The organism is Streptomyces mesophilus (assembly GCF_040300965.1).
In the GTDB taxonomy this organism is placed as follows: Bacteria; Actinomycetota; Actinomycetes; order Streptomycetales; family Streptomycetaceae; genus Streptomyces; species Streptomyces mesophilus_A.
The window spans coordinates 1-16,767 of sequence record NZ_JBEPEW010000162.1; the positions used below are offsets into that span (position 1 = coordinate 1).

The 16,767-nt window shown below is 70.5% G+C and carries 17 protein-coding genes and 1 tRNA gene; 11 read left to right on the forward strand and 7 right to left on the reverse strand.

Annotated features, from left to right (window positions below):
• Positions 1-141: 141 nt before the first annotated feature.
• Entirely contained in the window at positions 142-381 is a 240-nt protein-coding gene (locus ABT367_RS35220) for a DUF2277 domain-containing protein (RefSeq protein WP_352257356.1), read from the reverse strand.
• A 98-nt stretch (positions 382-479) separates the two neighbouring features.
• Here ABT367_RS35220 and ABT367_RS35225 point away from each other — a divergent pair, with 98 nt between their 5' ends.
• The gene (locus ABT367_RS35225) at positions 480-821 is read left to right on the forward strand and encodes a hypothetical protein (RefSeq protein ID WP_352257357.1); all 342 of its coding nucleotides are present in this window, start codon (positions 480-482) and stop codon (positions 819-821) included.
• Between the two features lie 87 nt (positions 822-908).
• On the opposite strand, the gene ABT367_RS35230 is transcribed toward ABT367_RS35225, so the two are convergent.
• The 3 genes from ABT367_RS35230 to ABT367_RS35240 all read right to left on the reverse strand — a co-directional run bounded on the left by ABT367_RS35230 (position 909) and on the right by ABT367_RS35240 (position 4,809).
• Positions 909-1,559: a PadR family transcriptional regulator gene (locus tag ABT367_RS35230; RefSeq protein WP_352257358.1), complete on the reverse strand. Its 651-nt coding sequence runs from the start codon at positions 1,557-1,559 to the stop codon at positions 909-911.
• 27 nt (positions 1,560-1,586) lie between these two features.
• Positions 1,587-3,608: an NADPH-dependent 2,4-dienoyl-CoA reductase gene (locus ABT367_RS35235; protein ID WP_352257359.1), complete on the reverse strand. Its 2,022-nt coding sequence runs from the start codon at positions 3,606-3,608 to the stop codon at positions 1,587-1,589.
• Positions 3,609-3,732: 124 nt separating this feature from the next.
• Positions 3,733-4,809: a TetR/AcrR family transcriptional regulator gene (locus ABT367_RS35240; protein WP_352257360.1), complete on the reverse strand. Its 1,077-nt coding sequence runs from the start codon at positions 4,807-4,809 to the stop codon at positions 3,733-3,735.
• 174 nt (positions 4,810-4,983) lie between these two features.
• Here ABT367_RS35240 and clpX point away from each other — a divergent pair, with 174 nt between their 5' ends.
• A complete protein-coding gene (gene clpX / locus ABT367_RS35245) occupies positions 4,984-6,234 on the forward strand; it encodes an ATP-dependent Clp protease ATP-binding subunit ClpX (RefSeq protein WP_352257361.1) in 1,251 nt (416 codons plus the stop codon).
• 92 nt (positions 6,235-6,326) lie between these two features.
• On the opposite strand, the gene ABT367_RS35250 is transcribed toward clpX, so the two are convergent.
• Complete coding sequence (locus ABT367_RS35250) at positions 6,327-6,854, reverse strand: hypothetical protein (RefSeq protein WP_352257362.1); 528 nt, start codon at positions 6,852-6,854, stop codon at positions 6,327-6,329.
• Positions 6,855-7,094: 240 nt separating this feature from the next.
• On the opposite strand from ABT367_RS35250, the gene ABT367_RS35255 reads away from it, so the two are divergent.
• The gene (locus tag ABT367_RS35255; RefSeq protein WP_352257363.1) at positions 7,095-7,481 is read left to right on the forward strand and encodes an STAS domain-containing protein; all 387 of its coding nucleotides are present in this window, start codon (positions 7,095-7,097) and stop codon (positions 7,479-7,481) included.
• A 322-nt stretch (positions 7,482-7,803) separates the two neighbouring features.
• A complete protein-coding gene (locus ABT367_RS35260) occupies positions 7,804-8,673 on the forward strand; it encodes an AraC family transcriptional regulator (RefSeq protein ID WP_352257364.1) in 870 nt (289 codons plus the stop codon).
• Positions 8,674-8,757: 84 nt separating this feature from the next.
• On the opposite strand, the gene ABT367_RS35265 is transcribed toward ABT367_RS35260, so the two are convergent.
• Together ABT367_RS35265 and ABT367_RS35270 are read right to left on the reverse strand one after the other, a co-directional pair.
• The gene (locus tag ABT367_RS35265; protein ID WP_352257365.1) at positions 8,758-9,021 is read right to left on the reverse strand and encodes a hypothetical protein; all 264 of its coding nucleotides are present in this window, start codon (positions 9,019-9,021) and stop codon (positions 8,758-8,760) included.
• A 335-nt stretch (positions 9,022-9,356) separates the two neighbouring features.
• Positions 9,357-9,428: transfer RNA gene (locus ABT367_RS35270), tRNA-Val, on the reverse strand.
• Between the two features lie 203 nt (positions 9,429-9,631).
• Here ABT367_RS35270 and ABT367_RS35275 point away from each other — a divergent pair.
• From ABT367_RS35275 to ABT367_RS35305, 7 genes are all read left to right on the forward strand, one after another.
• Positions 9,632-10,399 (forward strand): DUF4097 family beta strand repeat-containing protein, encoded by a 768-nt coding sequence (locus ABT367_RS35275; RefSeq protein WP_352257366.1) that lies wholly within the window; start codon positions 9,632-9,634, stop codon positions 10,397-10,399.
• Between the two features lie 240 nt (positions 10,400-10,639).
• Complete coding sequence (locus ABT367_RS35280; protein ID WP_352257367.1) at positions 10,640-12,022, forward strand: hypothetical protein; 1,383 nt, start codon at positions 10,640-10,642, stop codon at positions 12,020-12,022.
• Between the two features lie 237 nt (positions 12,023-12,259).
• Entirely contained in the window at positions 12,260-12,898 is a 639-nt protein-coding gene (locus tag ABT367_RS35285; RefSeq protein WP_352257368.1) for a DUF4383 domain-containing protein, read from the forward strand.
• A gap of 53 nt (positions 12,899-12,951) precedes the next feature.
• A complete protein-coding gene (locus ABT367_RS35290; protein ID WP_352257369.1) occupies positions 12,952-13,647 on the forward strand; it encodes a FadR/GntR family transcriptional regulator in 696 nt (231 codons plus the stop codon).
• A 187-nt stretch (positions 13,648-13,834) separates the two neighbouring features.
• On the forward strand, positions 13,835-14,980 hold the full coding sequence (gene dgoD / locus ABT367_RS35295) for a galactonate dehydratase (RefSeq protein WP_352257370.1): 1,146 nt from the start codon (positions 13,835-13,837) through the stop codon (positions 14,978-14,980).
• A gap of 125 nt (positions 14,981-15,105) precedes the next feature.
• The gene (locus ABT367_RS35300; protein WP_352257371.1) at positions 15,106-15,729 is read left to right on the forward strand and encodes a bifunctional 4-hydroxy-2-oxoglutarate aldolase/2-dehydro-3-deoxy-phosphogluconate aldolase; all 624 of its coding nucleotides are present in this window, start codon (positions 15,106-15,108) and stop codon (positions 15,727-15,729) included.
• Entirely contained in the window at positions 15,726-16,697 is a 972-nt protein-coding gene (locus ABT367_RS35305; RefSeq protein ID WP_352257372.1) for a sugar kinase, read from the forward strand. The genes ABT367_RS35300 and ABT367_RS35305 overlap by 4 nt, the downstream gene beginning before the upstream one ends.
• Positions 16,698-16,767: the final 70 nt, after the last annotated feature.

Here is a 16,767-nt window from a genome sequence, read left to right on the forward strand (position 1 = left end):
CCGACGCCCGCCGCCAACGCCCGCCCGGCTACGCGGCGCCCTCCGCCTTCGCGCCGTCCGGCGGTCCGGCTGTCCGGCGGTCCGGCGGTCCGGCTGTCCGGCCGCCCGGCTGTCCGGCCGCCCGGCTGTCCGGCCACCCGGCTACGCCGCCCCCTTCGCCTTCGCGCCGCCCGCTCCCCGTACGACGAGGTCCTGGAGCAGCTCACCGGTGGCCTCCGCGACCGCGTCGACGGCGCGGTCGAAGACCTCTTGGTTGTGGGCGGCGGGGGCGCGGAAGCCGGAGATCTTCCGTACGTACTGAAGCGCTGCGGCGCGGATGTCCTCCTCGGTGGCGTCGTGCTCGAGGACCGGCGGGCGAAGGGTCTTGATGCTGCGGCACATGACTCCAGTGTGGCCCGCGATCTCCGAAGGAACACCCGTTCGCATGAACTCCCCGATTTCGCTCGCCTCTGGAAATCGAACAGACGTAGCATTGCGGCGTGGCTGTGACTCCTGAGTTCCCGAGTGACCTCCTCGCAGGTCAGGAGGAGCTGCATCAGATCAGGTCAGAACTCCTGGCGCTGCTGAAGCGGCTCCCCTGGTCCGTCGTGCCGCTCGACGGCTTCAGCGACACGGGCGGCTGGCGCAAGGTCGAGCGCCCCGCATCGCCCGGCTGGACCGAGGACGAGCAGGCCGAGGTGGAGAAGCTGCGCCGGCGTGAGCGTGAGCTCGCGGTGTTCGTCAGCGGCCACCGTTACTGGAAGGAGGTGGCCACGCCCGACGTGGTCAGCGCCCGGATGCTCCTGAAGCATGTGCACGAGCAGCGAGGGGCCGGCGACTAACCGCGCCGGCTCGCGGGGCGGCTCAGCCCTCGCGGAGAGGACTCCCAGCGCCCGAAGCGTGCGGCTCACCCCGCGATGCGGGGCGACTCAGCCCTCGAACTCCTCGAGCGCCCGCTCCAGCCAGGCCACCCAGAACGTCTCCAGGTCGATCCCGCCCCGCAGCACCAGATGCTGCAGCTGATCCGCCGACGCGCCCTTCTCACCGGCCGAGCGCCCCGACCCCGCCGAGCCATCGGAGCCCGCCGAGCGACCCGACCCCGACGAACCACCAGATCCCGCCGAGCGCCCCGACCCCGACGAACCACCCGAGCCCTCCGAACCCCCCGGAAAGTCCCGCGCCTCGATCGCCTCGTACTCCGCCAACTGCCGCCGGTGCAGGGCCAGATGGCGCCGCAGCTCCTCCTCGAGACCGGCCCGGCCGACCACGCCCGCCGCCCGCACGCGAAGCAGCAGCGGGTCGCGGATGGGGCGCGGGTCCTCGGGGCGCGCGACCCAGGCGGCGAGCTCCTCGCGTCCGGCCTCGAGGACCTCGTACTCCTTCTTGGAACCTCGCGAAGGTCCCTGCGCGGGCAGCGCCCTGATCAGCCCCGACTTCTCCAGGCGGCCCAGCTCGCGATAGATCTGCTGGTGCGTGGCCGACCAGAAGTAGCCGATCGACTTGTCGAAGCGACGCGTCAGCGCGAGGCCCGAGGAGGGCTTTTCGAGCAGCGCGGTCAGGATCGCGTGCGGCAGGGACACCGGGTTCCCCCTTTCCGGAGTGGGGGACTAGAGGGACGCGGCCAGCTCCGTACCCTGCTTGATCGCACGCTTGGCATCCAGCTCGGCGGCCACGTCGGCACCGCCGATGACATGCACGTTCGCCCCGGCGGCCAGCAGCGCGTCGTACAGCGCGCGGCGCGGCTCCTGGCCGGCGCACAGCACCACGGTGTCCACGTCGAGCACCGAGCTCTGCCCCTCGACCGAGATATGCAGTCCGGAGTCGTCGATACGGTCGTACGTGACGCCCGCGAGCATCGTCACGCCCCGGTGCTTGAGCTCGGTGCGGTGGATCCACCCCGTCGTCTTGCCGAGCCCGGCGCCGACCTTGCTCGCCTTGCGCTGCAGCAGATGCACCTGGCGCGGAGGCCGCGGGCGCTCCGCCTCGTACAGGCCGCCGCGCGTGCGGTACTCCATGTCGACGCCCCACTGCCGGAAGTACACGGCCGGATCCGCGCTCGCGCCCTCGCCGCCGTCGGTGAGGAACTCCGCGACATCGAAGCCGATCCCGCCGGCCCCGACGACCGCGACCTTCTCCCCCACCTCGGTGCCGCCGGCAAGCACGTCGAGATAGCTGACCACGCTCGGGTGGTCGACGCCCTCGATGGCGGGCGTGCGCGGCTCCACTCCGGTGGCGATGACGATCTCGTCGTACGAGCCGTCGGCGAGGTCGGCCGCCGCCACCCGTACGCCCAGCTTGACGTCCACGCCGCGCTCTTCGAGCTGTACGCGGAAGTAGCGCAGCGTCTCGTCGAACTCCTGCTTGCCGGGGACCTTGCGGGCCACGTTCAGCTGGCCGCCGATCTCGTCGGCCGCGTCGAACAGCGTGACCTGGTGGCCTCGTTCGGCGGCGGAGACCGCGCAGGCGAGACCGGCCGGTCCCGCGCCGACGACCGCGATGTGCTTGGCCTTGCGGACGGGACCGAGCGTCAGCTCCGTCTCGTGGCACGCGCGCGGGTTGACCAGACAGGAGGTGATCCTGCCGCTGAAGGTGTGGTCGAGACAGGCCTGGTTGCAGCCGATACAGGTGTTGATCGTCTCGGCGCGCCCCTCGGCGGCCTTCGCCACGAACTCCGGGTCGGCGAGGAAGGGCCGCGCGAGCGAGACCAGATCGGCGTGCCCGTCGGCGAGCAACTGCTCGGCGACTTCAGGGGTGTTGATGCGGTTGCTGGTGACGAGCGGGATCTCGACCGCGCCCATCACCTTCTTGGTCACCCATGCGAAGGCGCCGCGCGGCACGGAGGTGGCGATGGTCGGGATGCGCGCCTCGTGCCAGCCGATGCCGGTGTTGAGGATGTTGGCGCCGGCCGCCTCGATCTCGCGCGCGAGCGTCACGACCTCGTCGAGCGTGGAGCCGCCGGGGACGAGGTCGAGCATGGAGAGGCGGTAGACGATCAGGAACTCGCGGCCGAGGCGGGCGCGCGTACGGCGCACGATCTCGACCGGGAAGCGCATCCGGTTCTCGTACGAGCCGCCCCAGCGGTCGGTGCGGTGGTTGGTCTGGGCGGCGATGAACTCGTTGATCAGGTAGCCCTCGGAGCCCATGATCTCGACGCCGTCGTACCCGGCCTTCTTCGCGAGCACGGCGGTGCGCACGAAGTCCTCGATGGTCCGCTCGATCTCGTCGTCGGTCAGCTCGTGCGGCACGAACGGCGAGATGGGCGCCTGCACCGCGCTGGGAGCGACCAGGTCCTGGTGGTAGGCGTACCGGCCGAAGTGCAGGATCTGCAGCGCGATCCGCCCGCCTTCGCGGTGCACGGCCTCGGTGACGGTGCGGTGCTGCTCGGCCTCCGCGTCGGTGGTGAGCTTCGCACCTCCCTCGTACGGGCGGGCCGCGTCGTTGGGCGCGATGCCGCCGGTGACGATCAGACCGGCGCCACCGCGGGCGCGCTCCGCGTAGAAGGCCGCCATCCGCTCGAAGCCGTTCTCGGCCTCTTCGAGACCGACGTGCATGGAGCCCATCACGACCCGGTTGGGGAGGGTGAGAAAGCCCAGGTCAAGGGGGGTCATGAGGTGGGGGTAAGCACTCATCCGGGGCTCCTCGGTCACGGCGGGGCGGCTGCCTCCTCATTATGCAACTGGTTGCACAATGGGCCAGAGCGCCGTGCTGCGGAGTGCGTCACATGCCGGGGCCCACGGAGACCGCGGTGACCGGTCAGCCGACGGACGCCGGGGCCGCGGCCGCGTGGCAGGCACCCCGGCCGGTCGCGGTGGCGACGATCCGGCCGTCTTCGATCCATACGGCCGCCTCGGTGCCGTCGTCGTCCCCGTCCAGGCCCAGCGCTGCGGCGACGGCGCCGGACTCGTCGTAAACGAGCTGGAGCGCGGGCCGCAGGGGCGGCGGGAAGACGGAACTCAGACAGGTGCTCAACTCGGCGAGCGCGAGGCGGGCGAGCGGGGCGAGTTCATGGGGGTCCGCGGTGACCAGGACGGCGGTGACCTGCGTGCCGGGCGGTGCCGAGCGCACCAACTCCTCGACCGCTTCCAGGCGTTGGAGTCCGAGGACCGCCACGACGCCTTCCTGGAGACGGGCCGGCCCGGACCGCAGGATGTCCGTGGCGGGCGGCGGTGACCAGGGACGGTCGCATGAGACGGCCCGGACGCCGTACGGGAGATGGGCGGGCGGCCAGGAGCCGTCGTCCTCGATGACGGCTAGGCGTTCGCAGGCGGTGACGGCCTGGAAGGGGTCGACGAACCCCGGGGCGGAATCGGCGAGTTGGCGCGCGCCGTGCAGGAACGTGAGCGCGGATTCGGCCGCACGGACCATCCGGCGGTCCCCGCCGAGCGCCTCCAGGCACAGGCCGAGCAGGATCGCGTCGAGCTTGAGCAGCTGGGCGTAGGCGCCGCGGGTGCTCTCCTCGGCGAGGATCTCCTGTTGCAGCCGGCTGCCGAGGCGGCCGTGCTCGGAGGTCAGGGGCAGCCGGGTGAGCAGCACGCGGGCGAACGCGCCGAGCGCTTCGGCGGGCGTGGCAGGGGACTTGACGGGCGCGGCAGGGGACTTGACGGGCCCGGGCGCGGGGGCGCCCTGCGCCAGCTCGGCGAGTACGGAGAAGTAGAGCGCCCGCTTGCCGGAGAAGTTGGAGTACACCGCGCCGCGCGTGAGGCCGGCGCGTTCGGCGATGGCGTCGACCTTGGCGCCGTCGAAACCGCGTGCGGCGAACTCGGCGCGGGCCGCGGCGAGCACCTTCGCCCGGTTCTGCGCCTGCAGCTCCACTCTGCTGAGCCGGGCCATCGTCGTCGTCCTTCTCCGATTCACAGTTTTTCCAGCCGCGTTGCCGTCGGCCCCGCGGTCACGTTACCGTCACCACTGGTTGATTCAGATGATGCCGTCATTTGAAATCCGGAGCGACGTCCGGGGATCCGGCAGATCGAAGTCCGAGCATGTGGTCGAGGGAGACGAATCCGAGTGGCACGCGTCGGTGACAGCGACTCCCTGCTGACCTGTACGTTCTGCGGGAAGAGCCAGAAGTCGGTCCGCAAGCTGATCGCGGGCCCGGGCGGGATCTGCATCTGCGACGAGTGCGTGGGGCTGTGCAACGAGCTCATCGCGGAGGACCTCGTCGAGGCGACGGACCAGGCACCCGCCGAACTCCCCACGCCCCGCGAGATCTTCGAGCATCTGGAGAGTTACGTCATCGGCCAGGAGCGGGCCAAACGGACGCTCGCGGTGGCGGTCTACAACCACTACAAGCGGATCCGCAACCGGACTTCGCCCGACTCCGACGTGGAGCTCGGCAAGTCCAACGTCCTGCTCGTCGGGCCGACCGGCTGCGGCAAGACCTACCTCGTGCAGACGCTGGCCCGGATCCTCGACGTCCCCTTCGCCATCGCCGACGCCACGGCGCTCACCGAGGCCGGCTATGTCGGCGAGGACGTGGAGAACATCCTGCTCAAGCTGGTGCAGGCGGCGGACCACGACATCGAGCGGGCCCAGCGCGGGATCATCTACGTCGACGAGATCGACAAGGTCTCCCGTAAGAGCGAAGGCCCTTCGCTGACCCGCGACGTCAGCGGCGAGGGCGTCCAGCAGGCGCTGCTCAAGATCCTCGAAGGGACCGTCGCGTCGATCCCGCCGCAGGGCGGCCGCAAGCACCCGGGCCAGGAGTTCATCCAACTCGACACGACCCAGATCCTGTTCATCGTCGGCGGCGCCTTCGCCGGCCTGGAGGAGATCGTCGAGCGGCGCTCGTCCAAGCGCACCATCGGCTTCGGCCCGACGCCGCTGCGCATCCCCGAGCCGCTGAGCGAGGTGACGGCGGCGGATCTGCGCGAGTACGGCCTGATCCCCGAGTTCGTGGGCCGGCTGCCGCTCACGGCCTCGGTGCACGCGCTGGACCGTACGGCCCTGATCCGCATCCTCACCGAGCCGCGCAACGCGCTGATCAAGCAGTACCAGAAGCTCTTCCAACTCGACGGCGTGGAGCTGGAGTTCACGGACGAGGCGGTCGCGGCGATCGCCGACCAGGCTCTGCTGCGCCGGACGGGGGCGCGGGCGGCCCGCAGCGTCCTGGAGGAGGTCCTGCTCAACGTGATGTACGAGGTGCCGAGCCGCGACGATGTGGCCCAGGTCGTCATCACCCGCGAGACGGTCCTCGACCACGTGAACCCGACGCTGATCCCGCGGCCGTCCCAGGGGTGGGACGAGCAGTCGGCTTAGCGGTTCGGTGGTTCGCGGTCTGATTCCTGGTTGGTTCGCGGTGGGTCTATCGGTCGGTTCGCGGTGCGATTCCCGGTCGGTTCGCGGTGGGTCTATCGGTAGTCGTCGGGGTGGTCCTGCATCCAGGTGTTGATGCGGTCGCGTACACCCGTGAGGTCCTTCATATGGGCCTCGAGGTTCTCCGCCGAAAGGTCGCCGTCCAGGGACTTGTTCAAGTCGGTGATCCAGACGAGCGGTTCGGGGAAATGGCCCGGGCCCTTCGGGTCGTTCTTCATCGCCGCCTCCAGACCGGTCAGCTCCTCATGCACCCGCCCCAGGTGGTACGCACAGTCGCCGGCGCCCGGAGTACAGGTGTCGCCGAGCGTGGCCTGGAGCCCCGCGAAGGCGTCGCGGACCTTTTCCGGGCCGGGGGACATCGGGTCCTCGGGGCCACCGGGCTCCTCGGACCCCTCGGGCCCCGGCGGCGGTTCGGCCGCGGTGGCCGGGGTGGCTGCGGGGGCGGTCTGCTCCGGCGCCCCGTCGGCCCTGCCGTCCCCGCCCGTCGAACAGCCCACCAGCGCCGCGCCGAGCAGCGCGGCAGCGGCGACTGCGCGCCGTACACCCTTCATGTGGTCGAGCATGTGGTCGAGTCCCCCTCGTACCGGTCCTGGTTGACCGCGGCACATGATGGCTGATCAGGCGAGGCACGGGAAGGCCGGGCCGGACGGCACCCGGCCAGGGGAACCCCTGTGCGAGCAATCGATTCACCTCGCCGATGCGGGCTATACCGGCTGCTTTGCGGTACACGGCGGACAACCGGCACCGTGCCCGCCATATGGCGCCGTTGGCTGCCGAACGGACCGCGGAAGGCCGGTCAGACGATGACACTGCAGATGGAACAACGGGGCACCGCTCTGGTGCTGTCGATGCCCGCAGAGGTTGATATCAGCAACGCCGCACAGATCGCGGGTGAGTTGCGTGAAGTGTGCCGCACCCGCCTGACCGGCGACCAGGGCCTCTCGGTACGGCTCGTGGTGGTGGACTGGTCCACCGCCGGCTTCCTGACCATGGCCGGAACGGCCGTCCTCGAGGACTTCCACCACCGCCTGAACCAACTCGGCGTGCCCGCACGCCTGGTGACCGACCGATCGCTGCCGCGCAAGGTGCTGCACCTCGTGGGCCTGGCCGGCCGCCTGCCCCTCTTCGACACCGTTCAGCAGGCGCTGCCCGAGGTGGGGAAGGTGACTGGGGACCGGGTGACTGGGTGACTGGAGAACCAGGTGGTCGGGTGACCGTGCGCCCGGCTGACCGGCTGGCTGTGTGACCAGCGACTGGCGACGGGCGACGGGCGACCGGTGTCGGGCTCGGGCGAACGCAATCCGCAAACGGCCCGGCGCTACCGCCTGCGCGAGTGTGCCCTCTCCCCGCCCGTCCTCTCCCCGCCGGTCTCTCCCCGCCTGTCCTCTCCCTGCCGGTCCTCTCCCCGCCCGTCCTCCAGCCGCCCTGGCGCACCGCATGATCAGATCGGACCGCAGCGATCGGGTACGGCCGGGCTGTCCGCTGCCAACGTGGAAGCCGAAAGGAGGCCTCATGATCTCGGCACTCAACAAGCTGGTCGATCTCGTCGAGGAGCACCTCGCCGAGGAGCTCGACATCGACGGCGTGGCCGCGGAGCTCGGCACGACCGAGTACCACCTGCGCCGGATGTTCTCGTCGCTGGCCGGCATGCCGCTGTCGGAGTACGTGCGACGGCGCCGTATGACCGTTGCCGCCGCCGATGTCGTACGCGGCGAGCGGGATCTGCTGGGCATCGCCGTCCGGTACGGATACGGCTCGAGCGAGGCGTTCGGACGCGCCTTCCGGGCGGTCCACGGCGCCGGCCCCAGTGATGTGCGCCGTGATGGAGGCCCCTTGCGTACACAACCGCAGCTCAGGTTCCGCCTGACCGTCGAAGGGAGTGTCCCCATGGACACCCGCCTCGTAGACCGCCCCGCATTCCGGCTGGTCGGCCACGCCACCCGCGTTCCGCTCATCCACCGGGGCGTCAACCCGCACATCCAGGAGCACATCGCCGCACTGCCGCAGGAGGAGCACCTGCGGCTCAAGTCCCTCAGCAACAGCGAGCCCGCGGGCCTGCTGCAGGTCAGCGCCGACGTCGATCCCGACGGCACGGAGGGCAGCGAACTGACCTACATGCACGGCGTCGCCCTCAACCGCGACACCCCTGCCCCGGACGGCCTCGACTCCATCGAGGTACCGGCCGGAATGTGGGCCGTGTTCCGCACCAGCGGACCGCACCCGCAGGCCCTGCAGACCACCTGGGCGGCTACCGCGACCGAGTGGTTCCCCTCCAACCCGTGGCAGCTGCGACCGGGCCCTTCGATCGTCACCACCCTGGACCGCGCCCCCGACTTCAGCACCGCGACGTGCGAACTCTGGCTCCCGGTCGAACGCTCCTGACCCACCACGAGCGGACCGCCCCATCCCGTACACGGGGTGGGGCGGTCCGCGTTGCTCCCGCTGGGCTTGGGGCACACCGGCGATCTACGGTGTGATCCAGTTCGCCCAACCGAAAGCGGACTTGTACGCGGCACGGACCGCTGCCCAACCTCGCCTGCCGGTGCACAGCAGAACCACCAGAGCTACGAGGAAGCAGGCGAAGAACGCTCCCGCGATGATCACCGCTGCGCGGGGTGACCAGACCACACCGACAAGCGCGCACGCGATGATCACGATGCCGAAGCCCATGTGCGCGATGGACATCTCCACGCGAAAGACGTTCAGAACGGCACCGCGTGATGCCCGCATGCCGACGTCGTAACGCGCCCTCGCCGCATCGGGATCGGCGTGCGGACCTTCCGGCCATTGCTGTGCCACAAGCGTCCTCCCCAGTCGGCCAGGTGCGGCACGTTACCTGGAGGTCGAGTTCGGATCGGTATGAGCACCTCGAACTCTTGACGCCCATCAGAGTTGCTCACACTCCAGCCTCGTGCGAGCCGGCCTCCATACGCCCCACCAGACGCTCGGCCTTCTGTCGGTCGCCGGCCCGCATGTAGCAGCGCCAGTGGATCGAGGTGAACACGGGCAGACCTCCGAGACGTCAAAGGCCCCCCGCCAAGATCGGCGAGGGGCCTTCGCACCGGTGGGCGCGGACGGTTTCGAACCGCCGACATCCGCCTTGTAAGGGCGGCGCTCTACCGCTGAGCTACGCGCCCGGGAGCGATCGACAGCCTACCTTGCCCTGGGCGGTGCCCCGCAAACCCGTATCCGGGGCGGTGCCCCGCGCCCGTATCGGGGGCGTCGGGGGTTAACCCCACCCCGGATCCGGGAGTGGTCCGGATGCCCCTGGGCGGCGGGCGCTTCTACGGTCAAAGACAAGCGCGGCCCGGGGGCCGTTCCGCCCGCAGGAGGAGCCGAGATGACCGTCCGCAGCGTACGTACCCGTATCCGCAGCTCGCTGGTCACGGCCGGTGCGCTGGCCGGTGCGCTGGTGATCGTCGGCTGTTCCGATGTGAGCAAGGACAAGGATCCCGAGAACCGGGACTTCGCGCTCCAGGGGCGGGAGTTGACCATCGACTCGGACGATTCCGCGCTCGACGTCGTGGTCGCCGATGTCGATGACGTACGCGTCACGCGCTGGTTCGACGGGAACGCCGTCATCGGTGACGCCGACGTGTCCTGGCGCATGGTCGACGGCAAGCGGCTCGAACTGCGTGTGAAGTGCGAAGGCGTCATCACCGCATGCGACGCGAGCCATCGCATCGAGGTGCCGCGCAAGGTCGCTGTGACCGTCGAGAACCAGGACGGCCGGGTGAACGCCACAGGGTTCGACACCGCCCTGAAGATCAAGTCGAAGGACGGCCGCATCACGGTGAAGGACGCGGCCGGTCCGCTCGATCTCGACAGCGAGGACGGCTCGCTCGAAGCCGTCGGCGTCTCCTCCCGCGACATCCGCGCGCACGCCCGGGACGGCCGGGTGCGCCTCGCCCTCACCGAGGTGCCCGACCGGATCGACGTACGCAGCAAGGACGGCTCGGTGGAGATCGGTCTGCCGAAGGCCGCGTACGACGTGCGGGCCGAGGCCCGTGACGGTTCGGTCGAGGTGAAGGTCCCGCGCGACGAGTCGAGTCCGCATGTGGTCTCGGCGGTCAGCCAGGACGGCCGGATCCGCGTACACACGGTCTGAGGCCGAGTACGGGCGTGGACCGTCGTACGCGGCAACGACGCCCCTTCCGTACCGGATCGCGGAGATGATCCCGTACGGAATGAGGATCACTCCGTACGGGAAGACGATCACTCCGTACGAGCTGCGGCGGATCTTTCCTCAGCCAGGGGCCGTAAGCGCGAACTAAACGACCCGTGTGTTCGTCCTTAACCGGTGGGAGAATGGCTCCGGGCAGGGCGGATGACAGCACGGGAGTGGGATGTGACGGCGACACCATCGCAGCCTTACGCGGAAGTTGCTCATCCACGCAGGGCCGTGGGCGCCTTCCGCGATGTGCTCGCGCTGGTGCTGCTGCCGGTGCCGCTGGCCATGGCGGTGCTGCCGGCCGCGTTCGCCGGAGGCGGCACGCGCCGGTGGTTCGGCGGGCGGGGCGAGAGCCAGCGCGCCGACGCCCAGGCCGCCAAGGACGCGGCGGCCGCCGCCTTCTACGATCTGGACAGCGCCCAGCGCGATCTGCGGATCTCGATAGAGACCATCACCGCGGTGGACACCTCTCCGGCCGCCCGTCGCGCCGTCGACGATTTCGCGGCGCTCGGGCGGCGGATCGACGAGGTCAGCCATCAGTACATCGCCGCCGTCGACGCGCATGACCTCGACCGCGACGATCTGGAGGCCTCGGTCGCGGCGCGCGCCCGCACCGAACTCACCACCGCCAAGGACGAACTGACCAGGACGAAGCAGGATCTCGACCGCTTCGCGCAGGGCCTCGGCCCGCTGCTCGACAAGGCGGAGACCCAGCTCGCCCGGCTCGCTCCCGCCGTGGAGCGCGCGCGTCAGACGCTGCTTGCCGCGAGCACGGCCCTCGATGCCGTACGGGCCTCCGGCCTGAAGGCCGACGATCTCGCCGCGCGGCTTGCGGCGCTCGGCCCCGAGCTGACCAAGCTCAACCAGGGTGCCGGCCGTCATGGGATCGCGGAGACGCTGCAGCGCGCGGACCGGGTCGCGCGGGACGGCGAGGCGGTACGGGCCGAGGCCGAGCGGCTGCCGGAGCGTGCGGCCGAGATCGACCGCCGGCTCGTCTCGCTGCGCACCCGTGCGCAGGCCCTGACCACGCGGGCCTCGAAGGTGGAGCCGATCCTCAGCGAACTGCGCCGCCGGTTCACCACGAACTGCTGGCAGGACCTTCAGTCGGTGCCCGCTCAGGCCGCAGAGAACGTCAAGCAGGCCGAGACCAAGCTGACCGAGGCCCGCAAGGCGCGCGACGAGCAGCGCTGGCCGGACGCGACGGCGCTGCTCGGCACGGTGCGTGCCCTGCTGAACTCGACCGATGAGGCCGTCTCCGCCGCCGGTGACCGTCTGACCAGGCTGAACGCCGTGTCCAAGGATCCGGAGCAGGAGATCCAGCGGACCCGGTTCGCCATCCGGGACGCCCAGCGACTCGCGATGGCCGGGCGGCACACCGCCGATCCCCGGCATGCCCGGCCGCTGGACGATTCCGTGAGCCGGCTCGACCGTGCGATCGCGACGCTGGAGGGGCGCCACCCCGACTACTGGCACTTCCTCACGGAGACGGAGTCGGTGCGGCAGACCGTGGCCCGGGTCGTGGCCCAGATCCGCGAGGAGCGCGGGGGCGGGGCGGGCTGAGCCTGCCGGAGGGGCGGGACGGGGCGGGCTGAGCCTGCCGGAGGCGGGGGACTGACTCCCAGCCTGCCGGGACTCCCAGCCTGCCGGGACTCCCAGCCTGCCGGGAGCGCACGCCCCCCTGCGACAGCGCCACCGCGCAGGATGTGACAGCGCCGCCGCGCAGGCGGATCCTGGAAGCAGGTACGCGGGACCTTCCGCGTACGCCTGCACGGCCTCCGCGACCACAGGGAGGCGGACATGGCCACGCATGCAGTTCAGCCCGGATCCCGGCGGCACCCCGGACCCCGGCGGCGCGTCAGACTCGACGAGCATCTGCCCGTCGACCACCGGCTCAGCACGGTCTACCGGATCGGAGCCGGTCTGACCGGTCTGGTGCTGCTCGCCTTCGGCATCCTCGGTCTGATCGACCGGGTCGGCTTCTTCGACACCGGGGGCGACCGGGTCGCCGGCCTCAACACCAACGGCGCGCTGAGCGTGCTCTCCATCTGCGTGGGGCTGCTGCTCTTCGTGGGCATGGTGATCGGCGGCAACTTCGCCTCAACGCTCAACATGGTCCTGGGAGTTGCGTTCATCCTCAGCGGGTTCGTCAATCTCGCCCTCCTCGAGACGGACTACAACTTCCTCGCGTTCGAGATCCAGAACGTGCTGTTCAGCTTCGTGGTCGGCGTGATGCTGATGTTCTTCGGCATGTACGGACGGGTCAGCGCGACGCTTCCGCACGACAACCCGTACTGGAGGGCCCGCCACCCCGAGCAGGCTGCGCACGAGCAGCGCGGGCTCAGGCGGGGTGGCTGCACGGGTGCGGACCCGCTGCAGGCTCCGAGCTCAGTCGCCCATCCGGAGGCGCCCGTCCCCAAGCGCCGTCCGAGCGCCTGAGGGCCTCGACCGATAATTGATAAATAAGCAGGAGTCGTGCGAGGGTACGAGGCATGACTCCCTCGGAAGCCGGCGCCTACGCAGGACGCGGCATCCACAAAACCGCCGTCGAGGCGATCGCGCGGCGGATCTTCGACGGGACGTACGAGGAAGGGGACATCCTCGGCCTCCCCCAGCTCATGGCGGACCTGGACGTGAGCCAGACCGTACTGCGCGAGGCGATCAAGGTGCTGACCGCCAAAGGTCTGCTCGACGCCCGCCAGAAGCGGGGCACTTTTGTACGCCCCCGCGACGACTGGAACCTGCTCGACCCCGACGTACTGCGCTGGAAGCTCGCCTCCGGCGCACCCCATGACTTCTTCGCGGACCTCTTCGAACTGCGCCGCGCGGTCGAGCCCGCCTCCGCCGCCCTCGCCGCCGTGCGCCGCACCGACGAGGACCTGGCCGCGCTCGATGCGGCCCTGGCCGCGATGGCCGCGTACGACAACGATCCCGTGCTCGTCGTACGGGCCGACGCCTCCTTTCATCTGGCACTGCTCCGGGCCTCGGGAAACCGCTTCTTCTCCCAGCTGCACCGCGTGATCATCCCGGCCCTGATCGAACGCGACCGCACGGTGCACTCCCGCCCGCACGACGACCCCCTCCCCGAGCACACCGCCGTGGTGGAACGCATCCGGGACGGGGACCCGGACGGTGCGCACGAGGCGATGCTCCGCCTCCTGGACATGTCCATGCGCGACCACCCTTGACCTGAGCCGGTCGGTCGACTGGTGTGCACAGCATGGGAGCCGGGCCCGCAAGCCGCCTCCACGCAGCCACCGACCGCACCGCACACGGGCCCCGCGGCCCGCCGCTCCTGCCACCACCGCACGCCCACGCCATGGACGCACCGCTCCATCGCAAGCGCACCCGGATACGACAGGAAGGAACGCCGCCATGAGGATCAGCCGGATCGAGACATTCCTCGCCCCGCCGCGCTGGATGTTCTGCCGCGTGGAGACCGACGACGGTCTTGTCGGATGGGGTGAGCCCGTCGTCGAGGGACGTGCCGAACCGGTGCGCGCCGCGGTCGATGTGCTCGCCGAGTATCTGATCGGCCAGGACCCGATGCGGATCGAGGATCACTGGCAGGTCATGACCAAGGGCGGTTTCTACCGCGGCGGTCCGGTGCTCTCCAGTGCGGTGGCCGGGCTCGACCAGGCCCTGTGGGACATCAAGGGCAAGGCCTACGGCCAGCCCGTACACCAGCTGCTCGGCGGTCCCGTACGGTCGAAGATCCGCGCGTACGCCTGGGTCGGCGGAGACGAGCCGAGCGAGATACGCGAGGCGGTGACCGCCCAGGTCGAGGCGGGCTTCACGGCCGTCAAGATGAACGGCACCGGGCGTATGACACCCCTGGCGACCCGCGCCGAGATACGGGACTGCCTGCGGCGCGCCGAGACCGCCCGTGAAGTCCTGGGTGAGGAACGGGACTTCGGGCTCGACTTCCATGGACGCGTGTCCCCCGCCAATGCACGGCGGCTCCTTCCGCTGCTCGCCGAGTACGCCCCGATGTTCGTCGAGGAGCCGGTGCTCAGCGACCACATGAACGTCGTGGCGGACCTGGTGAACGCTTCCAACATCCCGATCGCACTGGGTGAACGGCTTTACACCCGGCGTGAGTTCCTGGCTCCGCTGGAATCGGGTGTGGCCATTGTCCAGCCGGACATCTCGCATGCCGGCGGAATCTCCGAGCTCCGCCGTATCGCCGCGCTCGCGGAGGTGTACGGCGCACAGATCGCACCGCACTGCCCGCTCGGCCCGGTCGCCCTGGCCGCGAGCCTCCAAGTCGCCTTCACCACCCCGAACTTCCTGATCCAGGAACAGTCGATCGGCATCCACTACAACCAGGGCGCCGAACTCCTCGACTACGTGGCCGACCCGGAACCCTTCCGTTTCCACGCCGGCTCCCTGGTCCGCACCGAACGCCCCGGCCTCGGCGTGGACATCGACGAGGCCGCCGTACGCGCGGCCGACAAGTCCGGGCACGCCTGGCGCAACCCGGTCTGGCGCCATGACGACGCCTCGTTCGCCGAATGGTGACCGGCGCACCGACCACCACGGACTGCCGTGGATTTCCACGGATTTGCACGGGTTTGCACGGGTTTGCACGGGTTTGCACGGGTTTGCACGGGTTTGCAAGAAGAGAAAGAAAGAAAGTAAAGAGCATGGATTTCAGTACCGCACTGCGTGAGGAACGGCTTGTCGCGATCATCCGCGGCCGCGACCCGGAGGCCTCCTTCCGCAGCGTGATCACCCTGGTCGAGGCGGGTATCGGGCTTGTGGAGGTGTCGCTCAGCGGAACCGACGCCCTCAAGGTCATCGAGCGCGCCCGGACCGAACTCGGCGACGAGGCCTGGCTGGGCGCCGGCACCGTGGTCACCGAGGAGGACGCCCAGCGCGCCGCCCAGGCCGGCGCGAACCTCATCGTCACGCCGGGGCTGGGCCCGGGCTGCACTGCCTCCCTGGCGCAGGGGCTGCCGGTGCTCGCCGGGGTCCTGACGCCGAGCGAGATATGCGAGGCCGCCGCCACGGACGCTGCGGCGCTCAAGATCTTCCCTGCTTCCGCGATGGGCGGCCCGGACTATCTCAAGGCGCTGCGCGGCCCGTTCCCCGACCTGCCGTTCGTGCCCGTCGGCGGGGTCGGCGTGGCCGAGACGCAGGCGTATCTGAAGCTCGGTGCCGTGGCGGTGGGAGTGGGCTCCCCGCTGATCGGCGACGCGGCCGACGGTGGCGACCTCGGTGAACTGCGCCGTCGCGCGGCTCAGTTCAAGGCGGTGTGCGCACGATGAGCGAGGGCGTTCAGGTCCCGGATGTGTTCACCTTCGGCGAGACGATGGTCGCGCTGCGCGGCAGCGGTCCGCTGAAACTGGGCGGCACGATGCGGGTGTCCGTGGCGGGCGCCGAGTCTAATGTCGCGATCGGCCTTGCACGGCTCGGCCACCGGGTGCGCTGGGCGGGCGCGGTGGGCGAGGACGAGGCCGGTGAACTCGTGCTGCGTACTTTGCGCGCCGAGGGCATCGATGTGACGGGGGCGAGCCGGGACGCCGAGGCGCCGACCGGTCTGATCCTGTTCGAGCCGCGGCTGCCCGAGGTGACGCGGGTGCACTACTACCGCTCGGGCTCGGCGGGGTCGCGGCTCGAGGCCTGCGCCGTCGAGGCGGCGTTCACCGCGGCACCGCCGCGGATCCTGCACCTGACGGGGATCACTCCGGCGCTCGGGCCCTCGGCCCGGTGCGCCGCCCGGCGCGCGCTGCGGCTCGCGCGCGAGCGTTCGACGCTGGTCTGCCTCGACGTCAACTTCCGGTCCCGGCTGTGGAGTTCCGAGGACGCCCGTGACGTGTTGAGCGAGTGGATGCCGTACGTGGATGTCCTCATCGCCTCCGACGACGAGCTCGCGCTGTGTCTGCCCTCCGACGCCCCGGGTGACGTCGCGGACCAGGCCAAGCTGCTGCTCGGCCTGGGGATCGGCGAGGTGGTCGTGAAGTACGGCGCGGACGGTGCCGCGGTCCATACGGGCGAGGGCGAGCTGCGCGTCCCGGCCCGCACCGTACGGGCCGTCGACCCGGTGGGTGCGGGTGACGCCTTCGTCGCCGGTTACCTCTCCGCGCTGCTCGACGGCGAGGACGCGGCGGGCCGCCTCGACCGGGCGGTGACCACCGGCGCCTTCGCGGTCGCCTCCCACGGGGACTGGGAGGGGGCGCCTACGCGGGCTGAGCTTCCCTTGCTGGGGGCCGGGTCGGGGACGGTGGTGCGGTGACGCACTGATGCCCGGGGCCGTCGTGGGGCGACGGGCGCGGGCCGAGGTCAGCCGCAGCAACCGCCGCCGC